Origin of the sequence: Methylovorus sp. MM2 (assembly GCF_001648895.1) — a bacterium.
Taxonomy (GTDB): Bacteria; Pseudomonadota; Gammaproteobacteria; order Burkholderiales; family Methylophilaceae; genus MM1.
In genome coordinates this window covers 348,412-374,821 of record NZ_LXUF01000001.1, presented here as the reverse complement: position 1 = coordinate 374,821, position 26,410 = coordinate 348,412, and the positions used below count along the sequence as shown (strand labels likewise).

The window sequence follows — 26,410 nt, the reverse complement described above, 5'->3', positions numbered from 1 at the left end:
TGATAGTCGAATAGCCAAATAAGTCGCATGCTTGCATCACACCTTCATAGATAAAGTAAAATGCTATGGCCTTATTTGATATATCGGTATGGAAAAAAGACAAAGAAAATAGTGACTCCCCAATCTGGAAAACCTCTATAGCTGCTAATGATATCGAGGAAGCTTACAGAATAGGAAGCGATCAGTTTGAAGCTGAAAATCCTGATCTAAAAATTGCAAACTTTACGATAGAAGCTTCGGGGGATTCTGTAGAGAAATAGTTACTGGAATCTCAGCCAATCCTTGTAGCTTAGCTAGTCAATATAACCATCTCATCAATGCCGATTAGGGTATCCAATCGTACCCACAGCAAATCTGACGAATCCATAGACGATCCAGGACATAATACGTTTTAACCAATGGCCGCGAATCCAATCGTTAGATTGCACTTGTACGGCACCCTCATGAATCGCCCGCTCGAGGTCATCTTTCAAGGTGTTGGCAAACTTTCTATCAATGACAAATACATTGGCTTCGTATGCCATCAACAAGCTAAAGGGGTCGATATTTGAAGAACCGACAGTTGCCCATCTATCATCAATCACCGCCACCTTGCTATGCATAAAACTTTTTCGATATTCATAGATTTCGATGCCGTGGCGGAGAAAAAGGCTATAGACCGCATGCGTGGCAAAACCAAGAAACGGCCTCATCTCGCCTTGTAACAGCAGGCGTATTTTTACACCGCGTTCCGCGGCAGCGATCAGCGCCTTACGAAAACTCCTCCCGGGAATAAAATAGGCATTCGCGATCAATATCTCGCGACGCGCATGACCGATGGCATTGAAGTAAGCGCGCTCGATATCACGGCGGTGCAATACATTGTCGCGTATGACAAATATAGCGCGCATATTGGTTGTCGTCAGGTCTTGCACTTTCATCTCAGGCAACTGCACCTTGCGCAGCGTTTGCATATGCATCCAAGCGATACGCGTCCATAAACGATCGACCCGATGATGTATCTTCGCGACAATCGAGCCTTGCACGCTGACGGCATAATCGACACGTGGCGCTTTATGTCCGGGCACATGCATGTCATCGATGATATTGATACCTCCGACGAATGCGACTTTGCCATCCATCACAGATACTTTGCTGTGCAGGCGCCGCAAGCGGTTGCGTTTTAATGTCCACGGCGATATCTTCGGGCGATAGAACATGACATTGACACCACCGGCTTGCAGATCATCGACATAAGCTTTCGGCAAATATCGACTGCCATAGCCATCAAGTAACAGATTCACGCTCACCCCACGCTGTGCTGCACTTTTTAAGGCAATGCCGATACGCAGCCCTGTCGCATCAGGCTCATAGATAAACGTCTGGATGTGTATCTCGAATTGCGCATCATTGATGGCCGCCTCAAGCGCAGGGAAATATTCCGTTCCATTACGCAGCAGCGTGATGTGATTGCCCGGAAAGAAATGTCTCATTGGCGCACCAGTGTCGCCGTCAATACGGCATGATCAGATAGCTTGGCGAAGTGCGGGCCTGAATGCACTTGCACATGGCGGATATTAAATCCGCGCGTATAGATTCTATCCAACCGTAAAACAGGCAGCCACGAAGGAAAACTTTGCGCTGGCTTGCCATGGCTATGTTCAAATACTTCTCGCAGGTGCAAGGTCTCAGCAAAAAACCGCCCCGCGCTCATGCCCCAATCGTTAAAATCACCGGCAATGATCAGGGGCGCATCCGCAGCGACATGCTGCTCAATGTAATGTTGAAGGCTCACCATCTGCTGCCTGCGCCAGCGTGCAAATAACCCTAGATGCACACAGATACAATGCAAGTTTTTGCCCCATCCCGGCACTTCGATCTCACAATGCAGCATGCCACGCTGCTCGGAACTATGAGCAGAAATATCGCGGTTGACTGTATTTACAATGGGAAATTTTGATAGCAACGCATTGCCATGATGGCCTGCGGGATACACTGAATTCTTGCCATACGCATAATCCGGCCAAACAGCATCTGCCAGAAATTCAGCCTGACCATTCTCCGGCCAAGGACTAAAACGTTTATTGTGTTTGGCATGTTCATCGCGCACTTCTTGCAGAAAAACGATGTCTGCCTGAAGTTTTCGTAGCAACTCTCGTTGCTCATGAAGAGAAAACCGCGCGTTAAAGCTGGTAAGGCCTTTATGGATATTGAAAGTCGCCACATGCAGGGTGAGCTGCATATTCAATCATCCTTAATGGTGTTTTTTCCGCGCAGTTTAAGAAGCATCCAACATACGTTGCAATGCCAACTTGGCAAGCTCGGCTTCTTGTGGCGGCACATGGATACGGTTAACCACATTACCCTCCGCAAGGTTTTCAAGTGTCCATGCCAAATGCTGCGGATCGATACGTGCCATCGTAGAACACTCGCATACGACATGCGACATGAATTGTACGATCTTGCCTTCCGGTTTCATCTTCTCGGCAAGGCGATTCACCAAGTTAAGCTCAGTACCCACCAGCCAGCGCGTGCCGCTAGGTGCTGCACTCACTGTATTTAAGATATATTCAGTCGAGCCGACATAATCGGATTGCAAGCAAACTTCAAAAGGCGCTTCAGGGTGGGAGATGACGATGCCATCAGGGTGCTCGTTACGGAACTTGATGATGCTCTGCGGACGAAACATCTGGTGAACCGCGCAATGGCCTTTCCATAACAATATCTTTGCATCGCGAATCTGCTCTTCTGTCAGCCCACCCATGGGTTGGTCAGGATCCCATACTGGCATCTGCTCAAGGGGAATACCCATCTTGTGACCGCTCCAACGCCCCAAATTCTGGTCAGGGAAAAACAGCACTTTCTCACGTCTGGCAAAACTCCACTCCAACATCTTGGTGGCATTGGTAGAAGTACAGACGATACCGCCATGCTCACCGCAGAATGCTTTTAGGTCAGCCGCAGAATTGATATAGGTCACTGGTGTGATGACTTCATCAAAATCGAACAACTTGGCCAACTCGCGGCGCGAACGCTCGACCTTTGCAAGATTTGCCATATCCGCCATAGAACAGCCTGCTGCAAGGTCAGGCAATATGGCGATCTGGTCAGGACGGGATAAAATATCCGCGACCTCTGCCATGAAATGCACCCCGAGAAAAACGATGAATTCCGCATCTACTTCTGCGGCATTACGAGAAAGTTTGAGCGAGTCACCAGAGTAATCTGCATGACGATAGACAGCATCATTCTGGTAATGATGGCCTAGGATCACCAATCGATCACCAAGCTTTTCCTTGGCGGCGATAATGCGCTGTTGGCACTCTTCATCTTGCGAGTGCTGAAAACGTTCAAATTTAATCGGGGATGCTTGCATACTCTTTTGCTCCAACTCCTGATCGACGATCAGGGTCTTCCAATCATTTAAATAAATTATAGGGTTAAACCGTGGCGCTCGCCTAATCGCCTTAATGCGTCGACATTCGTCCATGAGAACACGCGCTTCGCCGCCTCACGCCAATCGACCCATTCATAATTCACATGCTCATCAGGGGCGAGTTTAATCGCCGCTGGTGCAGGTAACTCAAGACCGAATAAATGTTCTACATTCTCGATCACGCCCGGTGCATAACGATAACGCCAGTGCGGGTATATCTCGTAAGTATTCGACGTCTGCCAATCAGTGAGCTTATGTTGCATGGCATCAATGCCCGTTTCTTCCATCACTTCGCGAACGGCTGTATCAATTAAGCCAGCATCTTCAGTTTCAACACTGCCTGTCACCGATTGCCAGAAACCCTCTTTATCAGCACGTTCTATCAAAAGCACTTGTAAGTCCGTGGTGTGAATCACCACTAAAACTGAGACCGGCGTCTTAAAGGCCAGCGGGTTTTCTAACTTACTATTTTCGAGCTTACTCGCCTTCACTTACTCACCCTCAAACGCACACAATGAAGACGATTTGAGTCCGTTTTGTGCTAATCGTTTCGTGCCACCTAAATCTGGCAAATCAATCACAAATGCACATTCCACAATTTCACCACCCAGCTTCTGAATCAACAATGCGGCTGCTTCTGCAGTACCGCCTGTTGCAATCAAATCATCCACCAGCAAGATGCGTTCGCCCTGCGAAATCGCATCGGTATGTATCTCTACGCGGTCAGACCCATATTCCAACGCGTAATCATGACCGATCGTTTCAGAGGGTAATTTACCCGGTTTACGTACTGGTACGAAACCCATACCTAGCTTATAAGCCAAGGCTGCGCCGATAATAAAACCACGCGCTTCAATACCTGCAACCTTGTCGATTTTTTTCTCTGAATAACGCTTGGCCAGTTCATCAATCACAATGCGAAACCCGATAGGGTCTTTCAGCAAGGTCGTGATATCTCGGAACTGGATGCCTTGTTTGGGGTAATGCGGAATAGTACGGATAAGCGATTTGATTGGCATTACTCATCAACAAAATAATCAGAATCAATTTTTTTGACTTTGTAGATTGAGATTGTAGAAACACCCACGTCATTTTCAATCATAAGCTTAGCCAATATAAATCCATTGATTAAAACTACTTTATTGCTTATGTTTTTTACGTACTCTTGTGCTTCTTTTGAAAAATCGGAAGTAGTAATAAATACGCCTTTATGAGCTCTATTCCCCTGCAAAGCACCCACAAACTTTTGTATCTCAGGTCGCCCAACAGTGCCTTCCCAACGTTTAGCCTGTATATAAATTGAATCTAAACCTAGCTTATCTTCATCAATAATACCGTCAATGCCACCATCTCCACTTTGTCCAATTGCGCGGCCGGCTTCGGCACGACTACCGCCGTATCCCATTGCAAGCAGAAGCTGAACGACTAATCTTTCAAAGAAGCTAGGTGAGCTAGACTTGATAATTTCCAATAGATCATAAGCTAATGCAACATCTAAATCTTTTGCGGTGCTGGCTAACATCTCTTCGGGAGTGCTTTTTTGCTCGGAAGAAATATTACTTAAAGTGGTTATATTCGTCTCACTCGAAGTTGAGTTTTTAAATTCCAAATATTCTGGAAACTGCTCTAAAAACTTCATATTGATATACTCAGGATTTGTTTTTAATACCGTTAAGCCTCTATCTGTAATTTCAATACAACCACGCCGAGGCCTTGAGATTAAAAGAGCTTTTTTGAGATATGACGCTGCCCAAGCCACACGATTATTGAATGTAAAAGCACTACCGCTAGGCAGCAACTCGCTTCTATCTTCATCTGTTAGGTTAAATTGAAAGGCCAAACTTTCAACAACATCCTTCAATACGTATTGCTTTTTGTCCGCAACAAACTTGAGGACTGGTAACATCAATGTCTGAAAATCAGGAATCGCCATTTAACCTCCTAAAATGAAGCTACCGCAAGCAAGTTAATTAGCCATACTCAACCGAAGGATTGCCAGCGAGCAGCCCCGCCACACTAATGTCTTCATCAACATCTGGCCAGTGAATACCCTCACCATTGCCTAACAACTCGTAATGCCGACGTTGGTCTGGCGATGCTGAAAGCAATCGCGGAAACCATACCAAAGGGGTTGAAAGCACACGGCCATCAACTAAGCTCACTACCAACTCAATATCGGTCAAATTGACAGCTTGTGCTAAAGGTTCAGCGTGTAGCGTTAAAGAACTCATGCCATGACTCCTTAAAAAGTTGCTCATTCTCCCGTACCAAGCCATAAAGCTTGGTTAACTCTTGCGCCGCAAAACCTGTACTACTTGCTAGCCCCACAGGTTGCAACCAGAACTTTGCCAAATTTCTTCCTAATTGGATATGAATATGCACAGGTTCTGTACCTTCATTAGCATAAAAGAAAAAACGGTAAGCACCTATTCTAAGAACGGTTGGCATATGCGCTGGTTTTAGCTGGCCGCGACATTCGGTGTACGCACACGAATATGCAATTCACGTAATTGCTTCTCATCCACTTCATTCGGCGCATTGGTCATTAGACACTGCGCACGCTGTGTCTTAGGGAATGCGATCACGTCACGAATAGACTCAGCGCCCGCCATCAGCGTGACAAGACGATCTAAACCGAATGCCAAGCCACCGTGCGGAGGGGCTCCGTATTGCAGAGCATCGAGCAAGAAGCCGAATTTTTCCTCAGCTTCTTCTTTGCTGATCTTCAGTGCATCGAATACCTTGGATTGCACTTCTTGTTTATGGATACGCACCGAACCGCCACCGACTTCCCAGCCATTCAGCACCATGTCGTAGGCTTTGGAGAGTGCAGCGCCCGGGTTGCTGGTGAGCAGATATTCGTGGCCTTCTTTTGGTGAAGTGAAGGGGTGATGCAATGCCGCCCAACGATCATTTTCCTCATCATGTTCAAACATGGGGAAATCAACCACCCAGAGCGGTGCCCAGGCACGACCATCTACATGGCCTTTATCGTGACCGACTTTAACGCGCAAGGCGCCAAGTGCTTCATTCACGACTTTAGCTTTGTCAGCGCCGAAGAAGACGATATCGCCATTCTGTGCGCCTGTGCGGTCAATAATCGCTTGCAGGGCGGTCACGTGAATGTTCTTCACGATTGGGCTTTGCAGGCCCTCTTCATTGAGCTTGGTGATGTCGTTGATCTTGATGTATGCCAGACCTTTGGCACCATAGATTTTGACGAATTCGGTGTAGGCATCAATCTCGGAGCGACTGATGGCTGCGCCATTTGGTACGCGCATGGCGGCTACGCGGCCACCAGCGGCATTGGCTGCGCCAGCGAAGACCTTGAAATCGACATCTTTCATCACATCGCTGAGCTCGGTGATTTCTAGCGTTACGCGCATATCCGGCTTATCAGAGCCGTATTTATTCATGGCCTCAGAGAATGGCATGCGGGCGAATTTCGCTGGCAGATCAATATCCTGAACCTTTTTAAACATCTGGCGAATCATCTCTTCGACGATGTTCATGATCTCTTCTTCACCAAGGAATGAAGTCTCGATATCCACTTGAGTGAATTCTGGCTGACGATCAGCACGCAAATCTTCATCGCGGAAGCATTTGGTGATCTGGAAATAACGATCAAATCCCGAAACCATCAACAATTGTTTGAAAAGTTGTGGCGATTGCGGCAAGGCAAAGAATTGACCCGCATGCACGCGGCTTGGTACCAAATAATCACGCGCACCTTCTGGTGTACTACGTGTGAGCATGGGTGTTTCCACCTCAATAAACCCATTGGTATCGAGATAATCACGCAAGGTTTTAGCCACACGATAACGCAGCATCAGATTCTTTTGCATTGCTGGGCGACGCAGATCGATATAGCGATGTTGCAGACGCACCATTTCGCTCAGGTTATCGTCATCCAGCATGAAAGGTGGCGTGAGCGATGGATTAAGAATCTCGATCTCAGTTGCCAGCATCTCTACTTCACCAGTAGGTATGTTAGCGTTCACTGTTCCCTCAGGGCGCGCCCTGACTTTACAGACGACTTTCAGCACGAACTCACTACGTACGGTTTCTGCCAGCGCAAAAGCTTCTGGTGTATCAGGGTCGATCACAATCTGCGCCATACCTTCACGGTCACGCAAGTCGATAAAGATAACACCACCATGATCGCGGCGGCGATGTGCCCAACCGCATAAAGTCACTGTTTGGCCGATGTGTTCGCGGTTCAACTGACCGCAGTAATGAGTACGCATATTTGAAACTCTTGATTGATTAAAGTAGTTAAATGATTTGGATTGTTAGTGCACTTATTCTTGATTGCCGGATTTTGCAGCAAGCTCTGAATTGAGATTGCCATCCGTCACGATACGTGAAGGTGTACCCGGCGTAACCACACCCATCGAAATGATATATTTCAATGCTTCGTCTACACTCATATCCAGCTCGATCACATCTGCTTTTGGCATCATGAGAAAGAACCCTGAAGTCGGGTTAGGCGTAGTCGGAATGTAAACGCTCACATAATCACCCTCAAGGTGATTAGCCACATCACCACCCGGCTGGCCTGTCATGAAGGCAATCGTCCAGCTCCCGTGGCGTGGATACTGGATCAATAAAGCTTTACGGAAAGCCTGACCTGAATCTGAGAATAAAGTATCAGATACTTGTTTGACACTGTAATAGATGGATTTCACCACAGGCACGCGTGCCAATAATGCTTCCCAAAATTGGATCAGGCGCTTACCAAAGAAGTTAGTTGCCACCAGCCCCGTTACGAAGATGATGAGTAAAGTAAGAATAGCGCCAATACCCGGGATCGCACGGCCAAACTGAGCCTCAGGCCGCCAGCCTACAGGCAGGAGCAGCAAGCTTTGATCCATGACGCCAATCAATGTACTCAGCACCCATACGGTGATGGATAGCGGAACAAGTACTAATAAACCGGTAATAAAATAGCTTCTCATGGGTGACCTAAGTGGTTTAATGGTTTTTTGCGTTTAGTGACAAGCGCAGCCAGTGGCACATGCCGCTGGCGCTTCAGTCTTTTTTTCTGGTTTACTCCCACCTTTAAAATCAGTGGAATACCAACCAGTACCATTCAATTGGAAGTTTGGCGCAGATACCTGTTTAGCAAATGTCTCTTTGCCACATTCAGGGCAAACCGTCACGCTAGGCTCGCTCACTTTGCGCATCACTTCTTTTTTTAGGCCACAGCTTGTACATTGGTAATCGTAGATAGGCATGCAATATCTCCGAAAAATTTCAAAAACGGGATTATAACCGAACACGGCAGCTTACAGATGGCGATTAAGGGCTAATTATCAAGTGCTTAAACTGGCATATCGACATTTATCGGATAATATAAGACAACACAGGCTAAATTTACCGACCTTGCGCAAAATCTCCACTATTCTTTTTGTATCGCTGATGATGGTATCCAGCCAATTACTGGCTGCGACCAACGTTCCTGCAGATATGCCAAAAGGCTTCGATATCACAGAGGACATGGGATACCTGATCGACCCTACCAGCCAACTACAGATTACCGATATCGTATCCGCAAGCAATCAAAGCACATTCGCTCCGCTACCGAAGAGATGGCAAGCCGGATTCAGTAAAGACGCTTACTGGATGAAGTTCACACTCCGTTTCAACAATCCTCTTGAAGATGAATATTGGCTGGAAGTCTCTCCCGCCATTCTGGATGATGTCACCTTATATTCCCAATCACTCAATGGGCAATGGCAGGCGCTAAAACTGGGAGATCATGAGGATGTCGGCCATCGCCCGATTCTTTACCGGAACTTTATCTTCCCGATCAAGCTGGGAGAAAATTCCATCGAGCAAACTTACTATTTACGCATCCAATCCACCAGCACGATGTACCTGAATGCATTGCTATGGAAACCGGTAGATTTTGTGTCTGGGCGTGAGCGACCAGATAGCTACATCGGCGCATACTTTGGTGTAATTTCACTCCTCGCATTACTGGCACTTATCCTCTGGGGATGGTTAAAAAAAGCCATCGTTTTTTATTATGCTGCTTTCCAGATCACGGTCTGCCTTGTGCAGGCCTTTATGGCAGGGATTATCCAAATCAATCTCCCCATACCGCCACTCGTTGCGGACTCCATCCAGAAAGGATCAGGTAGCCTATTTGTCGCCATGTCGCTGTTTTTCTTTATGTTCTTGTTTGATACAAAAAAACATTCACCCAGACTATATTTTCTTATCACAATCAGCATGTTAGCGCTACTCATCAGCGGCATTATCTATGCCTCGGGCCTATTACCTTTTAACGGCCATTTAGCTTCATGGATGTCGATTACAGGCATCTCGCTCATGATGATTGAGTCCTGCCAATATGCCCTGAGAAAACCGCAATCTGGCAAATGGTTCTTTCTTGTCTCCTTCTGGGCGACCTATCCGGCGATCATATTAGGTATTTTAAGAACCATGGCGATAGGCAACGGGCCATCATTGATGGGCACACCCATCATCATGAACCTGATGACTACCGTACTCATGACATTAGGTGTCATTCAGGTCATCAGGCAGGCCGCAAAAGACAAGTTGCAGGCAAAACAAGATGCCCTCGATATATCCCAGGCAAGTGAACATCAACTGAATATAAATGTAACTGAACGTGCTCAGGCGCTAGCTGTTGCCAATCAGTTACTCACTCAGGAAGTCGCTGAACGGCAGGCTGCACAATTAAAGCTTGAATCAGCACTCATCGCAAAAAGACAATTGATGGCAGCGCAACGTGAGTTCTTTGCGATAGCGGCACATGAGTTCCGTACACCGCTTGCAATCATCGATACGACATCACAACGCTTGGCCGAAACTGATTTAGATGAAACGGTCATTCATCATAAATCACGCATTAAACCCGCCATGCAAAAGATTCGGCGTGCCACACTCCGCATGCGCCGATTGCTCGACAACTTTCTTGCAAGCGATAAATTGGAGTCTATTAATAGCAGTGCAATCAATGAGGTACATGACTTAAAAGACATTGTGCGTGCTTGCGTGAGGCAATATAAACAATTAACTTCACGTACGATTCGGATACATACAAGTGATGAACGGCCAATTCCTGCGCACTGCGATGACTACCTCATCAGCTTATTAATCTCGAACCTGATCGATAATGCAATCAAATACTCGCCGAGTGAGAAAGCAGTTGAAGTAGAGATCACGACAGATGAAGTGCACTGTTATATAGAGATCAGGGATGAGGGCATTGGGATCAAAGCCGAGGATCTAGAAGTTATTTTCAAGAAATATGCCCGAGTAAAGGGGGTGGAAAGTACCCCTGGCAGCGGCCTTGGATTACATGTTGCCAGATCAATCGCGCAATTACACCATGGGGATATTGAGATCAAAAGCGAATATGGAAAAGGCTCATCTTTTCGCTTGATACTGCCCAAACACGTCCCAGAAAAACCAGAGTAAATCGTTGAGTGCGAATTTACTTTTGTTGCATGTGTCCAAGATGCAATCTTTGAGGAGAGTCACATGAAAATAGCCTTGATTACCACCTGTCTTTTACTGGCAAACACTTCTGCATTAGCCGTAGATAGCGAGCGCGCCACAGCTGAAGCGACTTATACACTTTATAGAAGCAGTGCGATGAGCGGTGGTTCTAGCTCGCGTATCCACATCGCGACATTCGATGCAGCGGAAGGCGCCCCTTATAACAGCAGTAACTGCGAAACTGCTAAGAATTTATTCATGCAAAAGAATAGCGAACGTAGCGACTACTGGTGCGAGCAAGGTTATTTTAGTAAGCGCTAATCGGCGTTACGTGAACTAGGGCTAACCACAAAATATTTGCCCCATATTTAAAAAGTCGGATCACTGCAAAATCCGTCAATTCTCTGCATTTTCTGCATATAAATCCCGCAATTTTTATCTCGTCCTGAATAAAAATGCCTGATGAATCATTCTGATTCATCGTCACGTCAGCATTTCAATCACGCCGTATATAAATGATTCAATTGATCTTTATATAGAAATTCGTCTTTCGGCAGCGGCTTAAATCCAAATCAAAAATATTTGGCATATGGATTGCCAATATAAGGGGGAAGATTGCTCAAAGATCGTCCATTAAGTGACGCTGAGCAAACTAAAAACCAACCCGATCAATATATTGCTCCACTATTTTCCCAACGATGACACCACACAACCTTAACAAGCAAACATCCCTAATCTATAAGGTCCTGATCCTCTCACTACTTATATTAGCGCCCATCTTCTTATTCATCGGCACATACACCGACATAGACATCGCCATCGAAGATTATTATTACGATCCCGTTCTACATCAGTTTCCGTGGGGAGATGCTTGGTTAACCACAGCATTTGCGCATGGTGCACTCAAGACCTTTTTCGTTGATTTTGGCGTAATCGTGTTGGCTATCGTCATCATCGATTTTTTATTCCCCATCAAACGCATGGCGGATTTTCTAAGATATCGTTTGCGATTAATCGCATTGGCGTCTGTGGTGCTTCCCATTATCATCCGCTCACTCAAGAAACATTCGGCACTCCATTGTCCTTGGGATGTAGACCGTTATGGTGGCTATGCGCCTTATCTGCGCATACTCGATCATGTGCCAGCAAACTGGCATGCGGGCAATTGCTTTCCCACGGGGCACGCTAGCACAGGCCTTTGGCTGGCATCCTTAGCTGTTCTTTGGTTACCGCACTCCCCGAAAAAAGCACTGGCTGTATTTATTGCAGGCTTATCGATAGGATTTGGGCTGGGTTGGACACAATCGATGCGTGGCGCTCACTTTTTTACGCACACCTTATGGGCGATATGGGTCACGATTTTCGTCATGCTGATCTTGTTCTGGTTATTTTCAAAGAAATTGATGCAGCAAATGGATCCGAAAAAAATACCTATATAAAACTCTTGATAGGTTTAGTTAAATTAAAAAAGTCAGCGACTAAAGCTGACTTTTTTAATTTAAGCACTATCTATTGTAATATTGCAGAGCGTTGAAATAAATCAGATATTAAGAATAGCGCGCTTATAAAAATAGTTTATATATTAACTAAAATCAGGGAAAAGTCATGTTAAAAACCAAAATAGTTTTACCCTTCTTATTATTAGCGTTATTAACTGGGTGTGCATCCCCCGCAAATAAACAAGCGATGGTCATTCAAGAGAGTGTCGCGCTGAGTGTTAATCAAGCTCAAAAAGGAAAATTTACAGTTGCAAATGTAACGGGTGGAAAAACGACAAATCCAATGTGGACGTCACAAGTAAGTCGAGAAAATTTTGAAGGCGCACTTAAAGATTCATTGGTTGTAGCAGGTCTGAATTCTGCAGATACTTCTGCTAATCAATTTAAAATTGATGCTGATCTAATATCGCTCAAACAACCATTATTTGGTTTAACATTTGATGTCGTATCGACTATAACGTACAAGGTTTATAAAGAAGGTTTTGAAAAAAGCTTTCCTATCACTGCAACGGGTACAGCAACTGTTTCAGATGCGTTTGTAGCGATTGAACGGTTAAAAATAGCAAATGAGAAGTCTATTCAAGAAAATATCACAGAATTTATTAAACAGCTTTCAGCGTCAAGTGATATCCAGTAAATTCCAACGCTTGCTGCCGTGAGCTTTTATGAGGGCTCATCGGCAGCTATCTTTCTCAGAAAATTTAATCTCGAGTGCATCCAGAAACGCTCTGGTTCTGGCAGGCATCAAGCGGCGACCGGGGAATACTGCCCATGCAGTTGCTGTTGGTAGACGCCAATCACCTAGCACTTCAACGAGTTCTCCGCTTGCTATGTATGGTTCAGCAGCATATTCCCCAATGATGGCAATGCCGCTCCCCGAGCGTGCTAAATGCACTAATAGCGCAGGGGAGTTGATCGTCGCCCGACCCGGTGGAGTGCCATGCCAATGCTCCTCCCCACGCTGGAGTTGCCACGGAACGGGCTCTCGATTGCGCGCCAATAGATGCAGGGCATCATGCTCCATCAAGGCTTCTGGCTCCGGTGGGGTACCATGACGTTTAAGATACGCCGGCGATGCATATAAACCCATAGAGAAGACGGCGATACGTCTGGCAGCCAACGATGCATCATCGGGAAGATTACCGATGCGTATCGCTAGATCAAAATTCTCGCCAATGATATCCACCCGCCGCGGAGATATATCGATCTCAAGTGCGATAGCTGGGTATCGCTTGATAAAATCCGTGATCAGCTCACCGAGCACATCGACAGCAAAATCCCCAGGCATGGATATTCGCAAGCGGCCACTAGGTTCTAGCTGCCGATGTTGTGTAAGCGCTAAAGTGGCGTCCACCTCAGCAGTCACTTGATGCGCATGCAAAAGTACTGCATTACCGAAATCAGTGACGGTTAACTTTCTTGTAGTTCTTAATAACAGGCGTTCGCCTAGTTGTGATTCCAATGCTGCAACGCGTCGAGAAAGCGTCGATTTAGGTATGTTGAGATTCTCAGCAGCTTTAGTGAAGCTGCCATCATCCACAACGCGCGCAAACAGTAATAAATCGTTTGGCTCTATTTCCATGCAATATCCTTTGTTCCATTTTTGGAACAATTATATCCAATAAACCTACTTAATTAATCATTTTGAGACAAGTACAGTGTACACATCTTAATCAACCGAGAACATGCCATCATGAATATCCTGCAAATCAATTCCAGCGCTCGCGCTGAAGGCTCTCACTCAACCAAACTGGCAAGCGCTCTTGTTCAGCGTTTAAGTGCAAGCAACCCAGAAACAAAAGTCATCATCCGAGACATTGGGCACAACGCACATCCAGAACTTGATGAAAAAGCATTGCAGGCACTATTCACACCAGCAGATAAACGTACACCAGAGCAAACAGCACGCGTCGCAGTGGACGATGCACTGATCACGGAGGTTCAAACAGCCGATGTCGTGGTACTTGGCGTGCCAATGTACAACTTCGGCATACCTGCACAATTGAAGAATTGGATCGATGCCATCTCGCGTGCACAAGTGACATTTCGCTACACAGAACAAGGGCCAGAGGGCTTATTAAAAAGCAAAAAAGTCTATGTCGTGTTTACACGTGGCGGTATGTATAAGAATACGGCGCAAGATACCCAAACACCTTACCTAAAAACCATCTTTGGCTTTCTGGGTATGACTGACGTCACTTTCATGTACGCCGAAGGCTTAGCCATGGGCCCTGAGGCAGAGCAAAATGCGCTGGCTTCAGCACTGCAACAAATAGAAGAGGCTGTACTGGCATAACCAGACACCTTAATGCAACATAAGGAGTTAATCATGACAAATACTGTGCGTAATTCATATTCACCAGAAACCATCTCGAAATCTCGTGTGATCGAGCAATTGATCATAGGCGAAGCTACGTCAGATGGTGCAGGCGTGAAACTGACACGCGTGTTGACGCAACCCTTACAGCGGAGATTAGACCCTTTCTTGATGCTAGATGCATTTGGTACAGACAAACCTGAAGACTATATCGGTGGTTTTCCCGACCATCCACATCGTGGTTTTGAAACTGTGAGCTATATGCTGTCTGGACGTATGCGCCATCGCGATAGCGCAGGTCATGAAGGCTTGCTACAACAAGGTGGCGTGCAATGGATGACCGCTGGGCGTGGTGTGATTCACTCTGAGCTACCTGAGCAAGAGGAAGGCAGCATGGAAGGCTTTCAGCTTTGGCTGAACCTAAGTGCTAAGGATAAGATGATAGAGCCATGGTATCGCGATATCCAGAGCGAAGAGATTCCTGAATTTACGACCTCTCAAGGCGTGAAGGTACGGGTGATCGCGGGTAGCAGTCATGGTGTAGATGGTGCGATACAGCGAGATATCACTGCGCCTATCTATCTGGATATCCATATGCCGGAGGGCACGAGTTTTACGCAAAAGCTGCCTGCAGATTTTAATGCATTTCTATACATATATCGCGGTACTGCAAGTGTTGAGAATCGGCATATACCCATCAAGAATATGGCGATACTGAAGAACGATATCGACAGTGATGGTGTCATCATCAAGGCAGATAATGCAACACGTCTATTATTGATTGCAGGGCAACCGTTAAATGAGCCCATCGTCCAATATGGTCCTTTTGTGATGAACTCGCAGGAGCAGATATTGCAAACGCTTGATGACTATCGGTCCGGGCAGTTTGCTAATATCCATTAGCAAGTAGATGATGCCGTATACCAAAAACAATAGGGGTTGAGCATGCAAGTTAACTCGCTACAAAAATATACGATGACTGCGATCAGCCTGCACTGGTGGATCGCGCTGTTGATATTCATCGCGTTTCCACTTGGCGTTTACATGCATGATCTACCCCTATCACCCTATAAACTTAAACTGTTTAGTTGGCATAAATGGATAGGCGTCACGGTATTCCTGTTTGCTGTCTTGCGCATCTTTTGGCGGATAAGTCATCAGGCTCCGGCACTGCCAGCTGGCTTGCCACAATGGCAGAAACTTGCAAGTCATGTCACGCATATTCTGCTCTATGTATTGATTGTGGCTGTGCCGCTATCAGGATGGTTGATGAGTTCAGCCAAAGGTTTTCAAACCGTCTGGTTCGGCATATTGCCGCTACCTGATTTGATCAGTAAGGATAGAGAGTTAGGCAATCTGCTAGTCATCGTGCACAAGACGTTAAATTTCAGCCTATTGGCATTGGTTGGCATGCACATCATGGCAGCTCTGAAACACCATTTTATTGATAAAGACGTCATATTGCGTCGCATGTTACCGTTTAATCTAGGAGAGAAATAATGAGCCGCATCTATATCAAACATCTAGCATTGATTGGTATTTTGCTATTGAGCGGTCACGCCAGTGCAGTGGAATTCAATCAGGTAGTTGCTGATAAAAGCAGCATCAATTTTGGCTACAAACAAATGAATGTGCCGCTGGAAGGAAAATTCAAGAAGTTTGCCGCACAGATCGATTTCGACCCGGCAAAACCAGAGTCCGCTCAAGCAAAATTCGAGATTGATCTCGCAAGTATCGACACGGGGTCAGATGAAGCCAATGATGAAGTCGTAGGAAAAGCATGGTTTAACACCAAGGCTTTTCCGAAAGCCACATTTGTCTCTACTGGCGTTAAACCACTGGGTAATAATCGCTTTGAAGTACAAGGCAAGCTGACAATAAAAGGTAAAACGCTAGCAGTTGCTACCCCTTTCACCTTCAAACCAGATGCCAACACTGCTAGTTTTGACGGCGCATTCACGATCAAGCGCCTGGACTATGCCATTGGTGAAGGCGAATGGGCAGATGTCAGCACAGTCGCTAACGAGATACAGATCAAATTCCATATTCTGGCAGCGGCCAAAAAATAGAGTTAACACCCAGCTTTATCGATTTAAGCAGTGCATGCAATAAACACATTACTTGAAACCTACTGATTACTTTAAGGAGAAGCACCATGAACAAACTAGCATTGGCAGCAATCACGGCATCATTATTATTCTCAGCAGCTGCATTTGCAGCACCAGAGACATACAACATCGATAGTAACCATAGCATGCCGCGTTTTGAATATAGCCATTTTGGCTACTCACAACAGCTAAGCCGTTTTGATAAAACGACTGGCAAGATCACATTAGACCGCGCTACGAAAACCGGCAGTGTCGATGTCGTCATCGATGCGACCTCTGTGAATACCGGCTTCCCATTATTCAATACACATATTCAAGATGTTGATTTCTTCGATACTGCAAAATATCCAACCATCACATTCAAATCGAGCAAGGTGAATTTCGATGGCGACAAAGTAGCATCTGTTGATGGCGACTTGACAGTAAAAGGCGTGACCAAACCAGTCACACTAACCGTAAAATCGTTCCTGTGCATGCCACACCCGATGTTGAAAAAAGAAGCTTGCGGCGCGACAGCAACTACTGTGATCAAACGTTCTGAGTTCAACGCAGGCAAATATGCGCCATATGTGAGCGATGAAGTTACCCTGACGATTCCTGTTGAAGCAGTTAAAGAATAATTAGTAACGCTTTAAAAAAGCCCCGATAGCTGCTTTAGCCATGGGGGCTTTTTTATTTTCGCTAAAAGTTACCGTCCTGCCAAAGTTTACAAACAATATCCGAACCCTGCATTCTCTCGCGCCACCATACTAACCCGGCACCTTCATCATTGGTACGCCATGCGATGGAGATAGGTTCTGCCAGCCTTGGCTCTTTCACCTGCTTTTCAATCAATAACCCGGCATTGATAGCATCACGAGCCAGTGGTTCCGGCAAGAATCCAAAGCCCACACCAGCCAACTGAAATTCATATTTTGCGCGCATATTTGGCAATGCCAGTGTGTCTTGCCCAAACAGAAGTCCGACGGTTCTCGGCTGTAGCTTACGTACCGAATCACTCACAACAATTGCACGATATGCATGCAGATCGGATTTATCCAGTACCTTATCAACACTAGCCAATGGATGTTTCGGCGAGACTGCAAAGACGAATTGCGTATATCCGATCACGCTCGTATTGTAACCACCGCCCGAAGGGCCTTCCCCGACCGCACCGATCAGCAGATCAACCCGTCTATCCAACAACGCTTCCCAAGTACCAGACAATGATTCCTGTGAGAACCTAAGGCGCGTACGATCAGCAACCTCGCAAAATGCTACTACATCATCGATTAAACTCACTGGGGAAAATGCAGAGTCCATCCCAATGGTCAGCTCAGTCTCCCAACCAGAGGCGACACGCCTGACCCTATGCTCCAAATCTTCCGCCGCCTTGAGTAGGTATCGCCCCTCTTGCAGCAATTCCCTACCCGCCTTGGTCAATGACACCTTTGGGCCGAGCCGCTCAAACACCTGAACACCGAGATCCTGCTCCAGCTTACTAATCGTATATGAAATAGTGGAAGGCACTTTATGCAGCTGATTACCCGCTGCGGCAAACGATCCCAAGCGATCTATAGCATCCAGCACCTCAAGCGCATCTAATGATATTTTGAACATTCGATATTTTCGATCATAGGTTGATAATCTTTCCGTTTTTCAAACGGAATAACTAAGTACATACTACATCCATCGCCTAAATAAATACGGTTATTTCAATAAATCAATAGTCGAAATTATCGCATGTTAATTAAATTGGCTAATGGAAAGATAAACTGGAAAGGAAAGATCATGTTACAGACACTAAAAAACAATCAACGCGGAGCGGCTGATCATGGCTGGTTACAATCCAACCATTCCTTCTCCTTTGGTCAGTACTACAACCCGGAACAACTTGGATTCGGCCCTTTAGTTGTCATCAATGAAGACCGTGTGCAACCATCACAAGGGTTTGGCACACATGGCCATAAAGACATGGAAATCATCACTTATGTGTTGAATGGTGCGCTTGAACATAAAGACAGCATGGGCACAGGTTCCGTGATTCGTTACGGCGACGTACAGCGCATGAGTGCAGGTACCGGTGTTCGTCATAGTGAGTTCAATCACTCGGCGAATGAACGGGTGCATTTTCTGCAAATCTGGATAGAACCTAACGTACAAGGCATTCCACCCAGTTATGAGGAAAAGCATTTTGACACCGCCTCGAAACATGGAAGCTTGCGTCTCATCGGCTCACCTGATGGGCGAGACGGCTCTGTACTGATCCATCAAGATGCTAGCATCTACGCTTCTATTTTAGATAAAGATGACCATATCGAGCATGAGTTAAGGGCTGGTAGATCTGCTTATGTGCATGCCATTCGCGGTGAACTTGAAGTCAATGGCGTAAAACTAAGTATTGGTGATGCGCTAAAGATTAAAGATGTACCAGTCATCGAGTTTACAAAAGCAAATGCAGTAGAGCTATTGTTATTCGATTTACCTTACTAAGCAGCACAAAACAAAAGCCCCAGTCGGGGCTTTTGTTTTAACTATCGCAATGGTTAGTACGAATAAAACCGATAAATTCAGCGCCTGTTTCAGTCTTAACATTACTTTACACAACGCAAGTAAACCATTTCATCTCCAGTTTCGTTTTATCTCTTACAGGCAGTCTGCCTTAACCATTAGGAGATAGAAATGAAATTGGGTCATCAAAAATTAGCTTTAAGCACTTTACTCGCCACCTCACTCTTTGCATTCGGCACAGCGGCAAGCTATGCAAACGATGGCGAAAAATGCGATGGACATTACAACCACAAAACTGAATTCAACAACCATAGTGAACATGGTCCATTTAGTGGACGTGGCGGCCCAAGTTTCGCGGGCCACGATATGCATAATCTGCGTAAGCTCGATTTAACTGCAGAACAAAAAGATCAAGTTAAGCAGATTTTTGAAAAACAAAAACCGTTACGTGATGAAAAATTTCAGGCATTACGCGACTCATCCAAGGCATTACGTGAAGCTAACCAAGGCGCCACTTACGACAGCAAAAAGGTACAAGAGCTAGCTAACCAACAAGCCGTTATCCAAGCGGATCTGATCGTATTGCATAGCGAGACCAAGCACCAGATTTATGCACTACTCACACCAGAGCAGAAACAAAAATGGGATGACCGCGCTCGCCGTCAAGGCGCCCCAAAACAAGAGCATAGTCGTGGTTAGTTTTTCATAGCGATTGTAGAAATAAATCAGGGCGACTAAGTCGCCCTGATTTATTTAATGCATCTAGTTTTGCACTTTAAATCTTTAAGTGCTTTTAAAAATGGAGAGTTACTCCAAGAGATATCGAGTACTCCATAAACCTATGGTGTCTCCAACAAATTCTGAAGCCGCGCGTTCATACACCATATGGTCAGCATCCTCTATCGCCAAGAAACTTTTTGGATGTGAGGCCGCCTCAAAAATAGCGTGCCCATGACTGATGGGCACCATGTCATCCCGAGGTGAGTGAATGACTAAAAGCGGGGTTTTGAGGCCGCCAAGTGTATTCAGGATGTTAAATGTTTTTGCATTCTCTATAAATTGCTTACGAAGTGTGAAATTCTCTTTATTGATCTCAACGATTGTGGAGCCATGCTGCTCGATCTCATGACTTTTTTGTTGGCCGATGATATTCAAAATATGCGTCGGATCACTCGGTGTCGCAATGGTGACGCAAGCTTTCACCTCAGGGATTAAACCACATGAGCACAGCGATACAAGACCACCAAAGCTATGCCCAATCAACAAATCAGGCGCCCTTACATTTTCTCTCAACCAAGCTGCAACACTGACTAAATCATTGATATAAGTATCCAGATTCGTTAAAGAGAAATCACCATCACTTTGCCCAAGCCCTGTAAAATCCAAACGTAAAGAGGCGATTCCATATTGGAGTAAGCGTCGTGCCGTTCTGGATGCAATAAGAATATCTTTTGTACACCCCAAGGCTGGAGCAATGATAGCTAGGCCGATCATTTCGCCTTCTGGGATCTCGATTTTTGCAGACAGGTTTAGTCCAGCGTTATTTTTAATAATGAGCGTTTGCGATTTCATTGATCGAGGTAATAGTTATTTCTTAGTTTTCTTATTTCGAAAAGCGACTTGAAATGATCGCCGCGCCCACGTTTCTGCCTCATCGGCATCATCATATATTTCTTCTGGCGCAAGATAATAAGATAGTTTTACGATCTTATCTTCGCGCTTGTATTCAAATTGACCTAGATGCTTTGCTTCAAAATAATGTGCGATTGATACATCCGCTTTTAGGTAAAGCACTTCATCAGCAATCAGCCCGAACATTACTCCATCATGGTACAACCCATATCCACCAAACATTTTACGCACACGGACAGCACCAAACTGCCTAAATACTTCACTTAGATAATCGGTGAATTCTGTCATGTCTGCAGTAGCTGATGTGCCACCTTTATTGATGTTAAATCCATAAGCATTTAATCAAACAAAAACCCCATATATCAAAAACATATGGGGTTTAGTTTACAGCTTTTTATAGGTACGCTTTAGAACGGAATATCATCATCAAAATCATCGAAGTTTGATCCGCCAGCTGGCTTAGCCGCAGCTGGCGCAGCGGCTGGCCGCTTCGCTGGCGCTGGCGATGATTCTTGATTTGAATAAGGTGCAGATTGGTCTTCATCCATCACTTCATAAGTATTTCCACCACTACGTCCACCAAGCATCTGCATACGATCAGCGACGACTTCTGTGGTCTGGCGCTCGTTACCTTCTTTATCTTGCCATTTACGGGTTTGCAAACGGCCTTCAATGTAAACGGAAGAACCTTTTTTGAGATACTCACCGGAAATCTCAGCCAGCTTGCCAAACATGGAGATGCGATGCCATTCGGTACGTTCTTGTTTTTGGCCGTTCTTATCTTTCCAGTTATCTGTTGTCGCAATGCTGAACGATGCCAGTGCATCACCTGAAGGCATATAGCGAATCTCCGGATCACGTCCAAGGTTACCAACAAGAATCACTTTATTTACCGACGCCATATTATTCCTTTATCAACCGCAACACTTCGGCTTCATCGAAGCCGGGCTGCATATCTACTTTAAGCATCACCAGACCTTCATCCGGCAATACCACTGATTCTTTCACTCCGGGCAACGCTGCAAGCTGCGCACCAAGCAGGTGTGCATCCACGGTTTTTGCTTCCGGTAGATGATACATCTTGCTCTTAACTGCAGGTGGGGCTTTCATGGTTGCCGCACTAACTAACCATGCAATCATCAATATGCTACAAAATATGAATACAAATTGATAGCCATGATCATGCGATAAGCTAGATAAATATCCACCAGCCACGCCACCAACAAAAATCCCGAGGGATTGTGTTGTGTTAAATACCCCGATAGCAGTGCCTTTTGAAGCCGCTGGTGCAATCTTTGAAATGATAGATGGCAAAATGGCTTCTAATATATTAAACGCCAGAAAATACAAAGCAAGTGAGGCGACGATTCCCCAGAACTGGCTGATCATCGATGCAAATAAAAGTTGTGCGCCTAACATGATGACGATACTTGCAACGAATACCTGCTTCAACTTCGCTCGTTTTTCACCATAAATGATGGCTGGTACCATCATGACAAAACCAATTAATACGACTGGCAGATACACCTGCCAATGCTGATTTTCATTCATACCGCTGGCTTGCTTCAACGCAAATGGCACAACGATGAACATGGCCATCTGTGCAGCATGCAAAGCAAAAATGCCAAAATTTAGCCTGAGTAACTGGGTGTTCTTCAATACTTCCTTGAGCTGCTTTGGTGCTGTGCCCGCGTCAGAATGAAAGCGACTGACAATAGGGTCAGGCACCAAGAACTTCACCGTCAGAATCGCACAGGCTGCCAGTATTGCGGTGAGCGCAAAAATACCCGGCACGCCTATCCATTGGTTCAAGACCGGTGCCAACACAAGTGAAAGTGCAAATGTAATACCGATAGTGATGCCGATCATCGCCATTGCTTTGGTACGGTTCTGTTCACGTGTCAGATCAGCCACAAGTGCTGTCACCGCAGCAGAGATAGCACCAGCCCCTTGTATAGAGCGCCCGATGATCAATGTGTAGATATCATTGGCACAAGCCGCTACCCCGCTACCGATGACAAAGATCACCAATCCGATATAGATTAGCTTTTTACGGCCAAAATGATCAGATGCCATGCCGAATGGCAGTTGAAAAATCGCCTGTGTGAGACCATATGCACCAAATGCCAGGCCGATCAGTAAATGGTCACTTCCACCGGGTAATGCCTCAGCATAAATAGAGAAAATCGGCAGGATAAGAAACATGCCTAACATGCGTAATCCGTAGATGGATGCAAGGCTCATGCTGGCGCGTAACTCTATGGGGGACATACGATCTGTTTGGGACATGAAAAAATTTGAAATTAACGCGGTAAATTGCGTATATTAGCAGGTTGCCACTTCTAACGTCAGTCAAGGTTTATGGATTACATTCGCATACGCGGTGCACGCACGCACAATCTGAAAAATGTTTCACTGGACCTGCCACGCAATAAGCTGATTGTGATCACGGGATTATCCGGCTCAGGCAAGTCCTCACTTGCTTTCGATACCTTGTACGCAGAAGGCCAGAGGCGTTATGTAGAATCATTATCCGCCTATGCCAGACAGTTTTTGGCTCGCATGGATAAACCGGATGTCGATTTGATAGAAGGCCTATCGCCTGCGATCTCTATCGAACAAAAATCTACTTCGCACAATCCACGCTCTACCGTTGGCACAGTCACAGAGATACACGATTACCTGCGTTTGCTTTACGCACGTGCTGGTGATCCAGAATGTCCAGATCACGGCATCAAACTAGAAGCACAGACCGTCTCCCAGATGGTGGATAGTGTTTTAGCACTGCCAGAAGACACCAAGCTGATGATTCTTGCGCCTGTAGTGAGCAACCGCAAAGGCGAGCAGGTCGATCTGTTTGAAGAGCTCAAAGCCCAAGGTTTTGTACGTGTACGCGTTGACGGTGAGACGTATGAAATTGACGCAGTGCCAAAACTGGCGAAGACTACAAAACACACAGTGGATGTGGTGGTCGACCGCCTAAAAGTACGCGTCGATATGAAGCAGCGTATCGCGGAATCTTTCGAGACTGCATTACGCTTGGCAGAAGGCAAAGCCATTGCTGTAGAGATGGACACAAGTAAAGAGCTGCTCTTTTCAGCCAAATTCTCCTGCCCTGCCTGCGATTACTCACTAGCTGAACTCGAGCCCCGCTTATTCTCGTTCAATAACCCAATGGGCGCCTGCCCCAAATGTGATGGCTTAGGTCAGATCAGTTTTTTCGACCCTAAACGCGTTGTCGCATTTCCTCACTTGTCACTGGCCGCTGGCGCGATCAAGGGTTGGGACAAACGTAACCAGTTCTACTTCCAGATGCTGCAAAGCTTGGCTAATCACTATAAATTTGATTTGGAAGAAGCATTTGAGACACTACCAGTGCACATTCAGCATGTGTTATTACAAGGTAGCGGTAAAGAACCCATCTCATTCAAATACCTCAATGAGCGTGGCGTGTTCTATCAAAAGAGCCATACATTCGAAGGCATATTGAACAATCTGCAACGACGCTATCACGAGACAGACTCTCTCACCGTACGCGAAGAGCTAGCGAAATATCTGAATTCACAATCTTGCCCTGACTGCAGTGGCACGCGACTACGTCGTGAGGCACGCCATGTCAAAGTGGGCGAAAAGAATATCCACGAAGTCTGTGAAGCCCCATTAAAGCAAGCACTCACTTTCTTCGATACCCTTAAATTAACAGGCCAAAAGCTAGCAATTGCTGACAAGATCGTGAAAGAAATCAGCAACCGCCTTAAATTCCTAACCAATGTCGGCCTTGAATATCTATCGCTGTCACGCTCGGCAGAAACCCTCTCGGGCGGCGAAGCACAACGTATTCGTCTAGCCTCACAGATCGGTTCAGGTTTGACTGGCGTGATGTATGTGCTGGACGAACCATCCATCGGCCTGCATCAGCGGGATAATGACCGTCTATTGGAAACCCTTGTTCGCCTGCGCGATATCGGCAATAGCGTGATCGTCGTCGAGCATGATCAGGATGCGATCATGGCCGCTGATTATGTGGTGGATATCGGCCCCGGCGCCGGTGAGCACGGTGGCCACATCGTCGCAGAAGGCACGCCTGCAGAGATACAGGCAAACAAGAACTCACTGACCGGGCAATACCTCAGCGGCACCAAAAAAATCGATGTGCCGAAAAAACGCCATGCCCCTGACCCTAAGCGCTGGCTCAAACTCACTCACGCCACTGGCAACAACTTAAAAGATGTGACACTGGATCTGCCCGTCGGCCTGCTGACCTGCGTGACTGGTGTCTCGGGTTCAGGTAAATCTACACTCATCAACGATACGCTTTACCGTGTAGTAGCCCAGCATTTATATGGCAGCTCTACAGAACCTGCAGCGTTCGAAGAGATTACAGGGCTTGAGTTCTTCGATAAGGTCGTCGATGTAGATCAAAGCCCGATTGGCCGTACGCCACGTTCCAATCCCGCAACTTATACAGGCCTATTCACGCCGATACGGGATCTATTCGCTGGCGTACCAGAAAGTCGTGCACGCGGTTACGGACCCGGACGCTATTCATTCAACGTAAAAGGTGGTCGTTGTGAAGCCTGCCAAGGCGATGGCGTCATCAGAGTCGAGATGCACTTTTTACCCGATGTCTATGTACCTTGCGACGTATGTAAAGGCCACCGCTACAACCGCGAAACACTGGAGATTCATTACAAAGGCAAGAGCATCCATGAAGTGCTAGGCATGACAGTCGAGCAGGCACATGAATTCTTTGCCGCTGTACCTGTGGTCGCACGTAAACTAAAAACACTGCTAGACGTAGGTTTGGGCTATATCACGCTAGGCCAATCGGCTACTACATTATCAGGCGGTGAAGCGCAACGCGTGAAGTTGGCACTTGAGCTTTCCAAACGCGATACAGGGCGCACTTTGTACATTCTCGATGAACCGACCACTGGCCTGCACTTTGCTGATATCCAGTTACTGCTGGATGTATTGCACCGCTTACGCGACCACGGCAACACCATCGTCATCATCGAGCATAATCTTGATGTAATCAAGACGGCGGACTGGTTGATCGACATGGGGCCTGAAGGTGGTGATGGTGGCGGCATGGTAATCGCAGAAGGCACGCCAGAAAAAGTAGCTGCAAGTGATGCAAGCTACACGGGGAAATACCTGAAACCGATGCTTTAATACTTAGCGGAGTTGAAATTTAACACTTCGTCTGAATTTAAAATTTAGCTGGAATAGTACGATGAAATTACCTAAGAAATATGCGCATCTAGCCTTTGCATTTTTTATGTCCATGCTCATGGCATTTATTATGTCAGGCGTTTTAACTGCTCTGCTCATCGGGCTAAATGCCGCATTTTTCTATCATTGGATGCATGCATTTGCAACTGCTTGGGTCATTGCATTCCCTGCTATCACCATCGTTGCCCCAATTGCCCGCAAACTGGCGGCGTTGGTCACCCAAGCTGAAGATAGTTAGTCA

31 protein-coding genes are annotated in these 26,410 nt (G+C 46.1%); 14 read left to right on the top strand and 17 right to left on the bottom strand.

Features of this window, described 5'->3' with window-relative positions; genetic code table 11:
* The first annotated feature begins 65 nt into the window (after positions 1-65).
* Positions 66-260: a hypothetical protein gene (locus A7981_RS01670; protein ID WP_067263097.1), complete on the top strand. Its 195-nt coding sequence runs from the start codon at positions 66-68 to the stop codon at positions 258-260.
* Between the two features lie 54 nt (positions 261-314).
* On the opposite strand, the gene clsB is transcribed toward A7981_RS01670, so the two are convergent.
* Genes clsB through A7981_RS01615 form a run of 11 tightly spaced genes read right to left on the bottom strand, consistent with a single transcriptional unit; the run spans position 315 to position 8,652 of the window.
* Complete coding sequence (gene clsB / locus A7981_RS01665) at positions 315-1,472, bottom strand: cardiolipin synthase ClsB (RefSeq protein ID WP_067263094.1); 1,158 nt, start codon at positions 1,470-1,472, stop codon at positions 315-317.
* Positions 1,469-2,221: an endonuclease/exonuclease/phosphatase family protein gene (locus A7981_RS01660; protein WP_067263091.1), complete on the bottom strand. Its 753-nt coding sequence runs from the start codon at positions 2,219-2,221 to the stop codon at positions 1,469-1,471. Before A7981_RS01660 ends, clsB begins: the two co-directional genes overlap by 4 nt.
* Positions 2,222-2,257: 36 nt before the next feature.
* The gene (nadA, locus tag A7981_RS01655; RefSeq protein ID WP_067263088.1) at positions 2,258-3,355 is read right to left on the bottom strand and encodes a quinolinate synthase NadA; all 1,098 of its coding nucleotides are present in this window, start codon (positions 3,353-3,355) and stop codon (positions 2,258-2,260) included.
* A 56-nt stretch (positions 3,356-3,411) separates the two neighbouring features.
* Entirely contained in the window at positions 3,412-3,906 is a 495-nt protein-coding gene (gene nudB, locus A7981_RS01650; RefSeq protein ID WP_254258467.1) for a dihydroneopterin triphosphate diphosphatase, read from the bottom strand.
* Positions 3,907-4,434: an adenine phosphoribosyltransferase gene (locus A7981_RS01645; protein WP_067263084.1), complete on the bottom strand. Its 528-nt coding sequence runs from the start codon at positions 4,432-4,434 to the stop codon at positions 3,907-3,909.
* On the bottom strand, positions 4,434-5,348 hold the full coding sequence (locus A7981_RS01640; protein WP_067263081.1) for a restriction endonuclease: 915 nt from the start codon (positions 5,346-5,348) through the stop codon (positions 4,434-4,436). The genes A7981_RS01645 and A7981_RS01640 overlap by 1 nt, the downstream gene beginning before the upstream one ends.
* A 37-nt stretch (positions 5,349-5,385) precedes the next feature.
* Positions 5,386-5,646, bottom strand: coding sequence for a DUF2442 domain-containing protein (locus A7981_RS01635; RefSeq protein WP_067263078.1), 261 nt, complete (start codon positions 5,644-5,646; stop codon positions 5,386-5,388).
* Positions 5,621-5,863 (bottom strand): DUF4160 domain-containing protein, encoded by a 243-nt coding sequence (locus A7981_RS01630; RefSeq protein ID WP_067263075.1) that lies wholly within the window; start codon positions 5,861-5,863, stop codon positions 5,621-5,623. Before A7981_RS01630 ends, A7981_RS01635 begins: the two co-directional genes overlap by 26 nt.
* Before the next feature lie 11 nt (positions 5,864-5,874).
* On the bottom strand, positions 5,875-7,662 hold the full coding sequence (aspS, locus tag A7981_RS01625; protein WP_067263071.1) for an aspartate--tRNA ligase: 1,788 nt from the start codon (positions 7,660-7,662) through the stop codon (positions 5,875-5,877).
* 54 nt (positions 7,663-7,716) lie between these two features.
* Positions 7,717-8,373, bottom strand: a complete 657-nt coding sequence (locus tag A7981_RS01620; protein ID WP_067263068.1) for a DUF502 domain-containing protein — start codon at positions 8,371-8,373, stop codon at positions 7,717-7,719.
* Between the two features lie 33 nt (positions 8,374-8,406).
* Positions 8,407-8,652, bottom strand: coding sequence for an FmdB family zinc ribbon protein (locus A7981_RS01615; RefSeq protein ID WP_067263065.1), 246 nt, complete (start codon positions 8,650-8,652; stop codon positions 8,407-8,409).
* A gap of 148 nt (positions 8,653-8,800) precedes the next feature.
* Between A7981_RS01615 and A7981_RS01610 the strand changes: the two genes are divergently transcribed.
* The 4 genes from A7981_RS01610 (at position 8,801) to A7981_RS01595 (ending at position 13,024) form a co-directional block, all read left to right on the top strand.
* Positions 8,801-10,867, top strand: a complete 2,067-nt coding sequence (locus A7981_RS01610; protein WP_067263062.1) for a 7TM-DISM domain-containing protein — start codon at positions 8,801-8,803, stop codon at positions 10,865-10,867.
* 63 nt (positions 10,868-10,930) lie between these two features.
* The gene (locus tag A7981_RS01605) at positions 10,931-11,209 is read left to right on the top strand and encodes a hypothetical protein (RefSeq protein WP_067263059.1); all 279 of its coding nucleotides are present in this window, start codon (positions 10,931-10,933) and stop codon (positions 11,207-11,209) included.
* 377 nt (positions 11,210-11,586) lie between these two features.
* Positions 11,587-12,327 carry a phosphatase PAP2 family protein gene (locus A7981_RS01600; RefSeq protein WP_067263056.1) on the top strand — a complete coding sequence of 247 codons (741 nt, stop codon included), beginning with the start codon at positions 11,587-11,589 and terminating at the stop codon, positions 12,325-12,327.
* Positions 12,328-12,493: 166 nt separating this feature from the next.
* The gene (locus A7981_RS01595; RefSeq protein WP_067263053.1) at positions 12,494-13,024 is read left to right on the top strand and encodes a hypothetical protein; all 531 of its coding nucleotides are present in this window, start codon (positions 12,494-12,496) and stop codon (positions 13,022-13,024) included.
* A gap of 36 nt (positions 13,025-13,060) precedes the next feature.
* On the opposite strand, the gene A7981_RS01590 is transcribed toward A7981_RS01595, so the two are convergent.
* Positions 13,061-13,969, bottom strand: a complete 909-nt coding sequence (locus A7981_RS01590; RefSeq protein WP_067263051.1) for a LysR family transcriptional regulator — start codon at positions 13,967-13,969, stop codon at positions 13,061-13,063.
* A gap of 111 nt (positions 13,970-14,080) precedes the next feature.
* On the opposite strand from A7981_RS01590, the gene A7981_RS01585 reads away from it, so the two are divergent.
* The 5 genes from A7981_RS01585 (at position 14,081) to A7981_RS01565 (ending at position 17,432) form a co-directional block, all read left to right on the top strand.
* Entirely contained in the window at positions 14,081-14,683 is a 603-nt protein-coding gene (locus A7981_RS01585; protein WP_067263048.1) for an FMN-dependent NADH-azoreductase, read from the top strand.
* A 33-nt stretch (positions 14,684-14,716) separates the two neighbouring features.
* Positions 14,717-15,607 carry a pirin family protein gene (locus A7981_RS01580; RefSeq protein WP_067263045.1) on the top strand — a complete coding sequence of 297 codons (891 nt, stop codon included), beginning with the start codon at positions 14,717-14,719 and terminating at the stop codon, positions 15,605-15,607.
* A 42-nt stretch (positions 15,608-15,649) separates the two neighbouring features.
* Positions 15,650-16,204 (top strand): cytochrome b, encoded by a 555-nt coding sequence (locus A7981_RS01575; RefSeq protein ID WP_067263042.1) that lies wholly within the window; start codon positions 15,650-15,652, stop codon positions 16,202-16,204.
* Positions 16,204-16,773, top strand: a complete 570-nt coding sequence (locus A7981_RS01570) for a YceI family protein (protein ID WP_067263039.1) — start codon at positions 16,204-16,206, stop codon at positions 16,771-16,773. Before A7981_RS01575 ends, A7981_RS01570 begins: the two co-directional genes overlap by 1 nt.
* Before the next feature lie 86 nt (positions 16,774-16,859).
* Entirely contained in the window at positions 16,860-17,432 is a 573-nt protein-coding gene (locus A7981_RS01565; protein ID WP_067263036.1) for a YceI family protein, read from the top strand.
* A 61-nt stretch (positions 17,433-17,493) separates the two neighbouring features.
* Here A7981_RS01565 and A7981_RS01560 read toward each other — a convergent pair whose 3' ends face one another.
* Positions 17,494-18,411, bottom strand: a complete 918-nt coding sequence (locus tag A7981_RS01560; RefSeq protein ID WP_067263033.1) for a LysR substrate-binding domain-containing protein — start codon at positions 18,409-18,411, stop codon at positions 17,494-17,496.
* A 171-nt stretch (positions 18,412-18,582) separates the two neighbouring features.
* On the opposite strand from A7981_RS01560, the gene A7981_RS01555 reads away from it, so the two are divergent.
* Positions 18,583-19,284: a pirin family protein gene (locus A7981_RS01555; protein WP_067263030.1), complete on the top strand. Its 702-nt coding sequence runs from the start codon at positions 18,583-18,585 to the stop codon at positions 19,282-19,284.
* 189 nt (positions 19,285-19,473) lie between these two features.
* Entirely contained in the window at positions 19,474-20,001 is a 528-nt protein-coding gene (locus A7981_RS01550; RefSeq protein ID WP_067263027.1) for a Spy/CpxP family protein refolding chaperone, read from the top strand.
* 108 nt (positions 20,002-20,109) lie between these two features.
* Here A7981_RS01550 and A7981_RS01545 read toward each other — a convergent pair whose 3' ends face one another.
* The 4 genes from A7981_RS01545 to A7981_RS01530 all read right to left on the bottom strand — a co-directional run bounded on the left by A7981_RS01545 (position 20,110) and on the right by A7981_RS01530 (position 23,223).
* Positions 20,110-20,874 carry an alpha/beta hydrolase gene (locus tag A7981_RS01545; protein WP_067263025.1) on the bottom strand — a complete coding sequence of 255 codons (765 nt, stop codon included), beginning with the start codon at positions 20,872-20,874 and terminating at the stop codon, positions 20,110-20,112.
* Positions 20,875-20,889: 15 nt separating this feature from the next.
* A complete protein-coding gene (locus A7981_RS01540; protein ID WP_067263023.1) occupies positions 20,890-21,222 on the bottom strand; it encodes a TfoX/Sxy family protein in 333 nt (110 codons plus the stop codon).
* 119 nt (positions 21,223-21,341) lie between these two features.
* Positions 21,342-21,836 carry a single-stranded DNA-binding protein gene (locus A7981_RS01535; RefSeq protein WP_067263020.1) on the bottom strand — a complete coding sequence of 165 codons (495 nt, stop codon included), beginning with the start codon at positions 21,834-21,836 and terminating at the stop codon, positions 21,342-21,344.
* 1 nt (position 21,837) lies between these two features.
* On the bottom strand, positions 21,838-23,223 hold the full coding sequence (locus A7981_RS01530) for an MFS transporter (protein ID WP_067263015.1): 1,386 nt from the start codon (positions 23,221-23,223) through the stop codon (positions 21,838-21,840).
* A 72-nt stretch (positions 23,224-23,295) separates the two neighbouring features.
* Here A7981_RS01530 and uvrA point away from each other — a divergent pair, with 72 nt between their 5' ends.
* Together uvrA and A7981_RS01520 are read left to right on the top strand one after the other, a co-directional pair.
* Positions 23,296-26,109: an excinuclease ABC subunit UvrA gene (uvrA, locus tag A7981_RS01525; protein WP_067263011.1), complete on the top strand. Its 2,814-nt coding sequence runs from the start codon at positions 23,296-23,298 to the stop codon at positions 26,107-26,109.
* Positions 26,110-26,170: 61 nt separating this feature from the next.
* On the top strand, positions 26,171-26,407 hold the full coding sequence (locus A7981_RS01520; RefSeq protein WP_067263008.1) for a DUF2798 domain-containing protein: 237 nt from the start codon (positions 26,171-26,173) through the stop codon (positions 26,405-26,407).
* Positions 26,408-26,410 lie beyond the last annotated feature (3 nt).

Bases quoted from the DNA above. Each gene is read 5' to 3' on its own strand.
- A7981_RS01670 (WP_067263097.1), top strand. From the start codon at position 66: ATGGCCTTATTTGATATATCGGTATGGAAAAAAGACAAAGAAAATAGT.
- clsB (WP_067263094.1), bottom strand. From the start codon at position 1,472: ATGAGACATTTCTTTCCGGGCAATCACATCACGCTGCTGCGTAATGGA.
- A7981_RS01660 (WP_067263091.1), bottom strand. From the start codon at position 2,221: ATGCAGCTCACCCTGCATGTGGCGACTTTCAATATCCATAAAGGCCTT.
- nadA (WP_067263088.1), bottom strand. From the start codon at position 3,355: ATGCAAGCATCCCCGATTAAATTTGAACGTTTTCAGCACTCGCAAGAT.
- A7981_RS01645 (WP_067263084.1), bottom strand. From the start codon at position 4,434: ATGCCAATCAAATCGCTTATCCGTACTATTCCGCATTACCCCAAACAA.
- A7981_RS01640 (WP_067263081.1), bottom strand. From the start codon at position 5,348: ATGGCGATTCCTGATTTTCAGACATTGATGTTACCAGTCCTCAAGTTT.
- A7981_RS01635 (WP_067263078.1), bottom strand. From the start codon at position 5,646: ATGAGTTCTTTAACGCTACACGCTGAACCTTTAGCACAAGCTGTCAAT.
- A7981_RS01630 (WP_067263075.1), bottom strand. From the start codon at position 5,863: ATGCCAACCGTTCTTAGAATAGGTGCTTACCGTTTTTTCTTTTATGCT.
- aspS (WP_067263071.1), bottom strand. From the start codon at position 7,662: ATGCGTACTCATTACTGCGGTCAGTTGAACCGCGAACACATCGGCCAA.
- A7981_RS01620 (WP_067263068.1), bottom strand. From the start codon at position 8,373: ATGAGAAGCTATTTTATTACCGGTTTATTAGTACTTGTTCCGCTATCC.
- A7981_RS01615 (WP_067263065.1), bottom strand. From the start codon at position 8,652: ATGCCTATCTACGATTACCAATGTACAAGCTGTGGCCTAAAAAAAGAA.
- A7981_RS01605 (WP_067263059.1), top strand. From the start codon at position 10,931: ATGAAAATAGCCTTGATTACCACCTGTCTTTTACTGGCAAACACTTCT.
- A7981_RS01600 (WP_067263056.1), top strand. From the start codon at position 11,587: ATGACACCACACAACCTTAACAAGCAAACATCCCTAATCTATAAGGTC.
- A7981_RS01595 (WP_067263053.1), top strand. From the start codon at position 12,494: ATGTTAAAAACCAAAATAGTTTTACCCTTCTTATTATTAGCGTTATTA.
- A7981_RS01590 (WP_067263051.1), bottom strand. From the start codon at position 13,969: ATGGAAATAGAGCCAAACGATTTATTACTGTTTGCGCGCGTTGTGGAT.
- A7981_RS01585 (WP_067263048.1), top strand. From the start codon at position 14,081: ATGAATATCCTGCAAATCAATTCCAGCGCTCGCGCTGAAGGCTCTCAC.
- A7981_RS01580 (WP_067263045.1), top strand. From the start codon at position 14,717: ATGACAAATACTGTGCGTAATTCATATTCACCAGAAACCATCTCGAAA.
- A7981_RS01575 (WP_067263042.1), top strand. From the start codon at position 15,650: ATGCAAGTTAACTCGCTACAAAAATATACGATGACTGCGATCAGCCTG.
- A7981_RS01570 (WP_067263039.1), top strand. From the start codon at position 16,204: ATGAGCCGCATCTATATCAAACATCTAGCATTGATTGGTATTTTGCTA.
- A7981_RS01565 (WP_067263036.1), top strand. From the start codon at position 16,860: ATGAACAAACTAGCATTGGCAGCAATCACGGCATCATTATTATTCTCA.
- A7981_RS01560 (WP_067263033.1), bottom strand. From the start codon at position 18,411: ATGTTCAAAATATCATTAGATGCGCTTGAGGTGCTGGATGCTATAGAT.
- A7981_RS01555 (WP_067263030.1), top strand. From the start codon at position 18,583: ATGTTACAGACACTAAAAAACAATCAACGCGGAGCGGCTGATCATGGC.
- A7981_RS01550 (WP_067263027.1), top strand. From the start codon at position 19,474: ATGAAATTGGGTCATCAAAAATTAGCTTTAAGCACTTTACTCGCCACC.
- A7981_RS01545 (WP_067263025.1), bottom strand. From the start codon at position 20,874: ATGAAATCGCAAACGCTCATTATTAAAAATAACGCTGGACTAAACCTG.
- A7981_RS01540 (WP_067263023.1), bottom strand. From the start codon at position 21,222: ATGACAGAATTCACCGATTATCTAAGTGAAGTATTTAGGCAGTTTGGT.
- A7981_RS01535 (WP_067263020.1), bottom strand. From the start codon at position 21,836: ATGGCGTCGGTAAATAAAGTGATTCTTGTTGGTAACCTTGGACGTGAT.
- A7981_RS01530 (WP_067263015.1), bottom strand. From the start codon at position 23,223: ATGTCCCAAACAGATCGTATGTCCCCCATAGAGTTACGCGCCAGCATG.
- uvrA (WP_067263011.1), top strand. From the start codon at position 23,296: ATGGATTACATTCGCATACGCGGTGCACGCACGCACAATCTGAAAAAT.
- A7981_RS01520 (WP_067263008.1), top strand. From the start codon at position 26,171: ATGAAATTACCTAAGAAATATGCGCATCTAGCCTTTGCATTTTTTATG.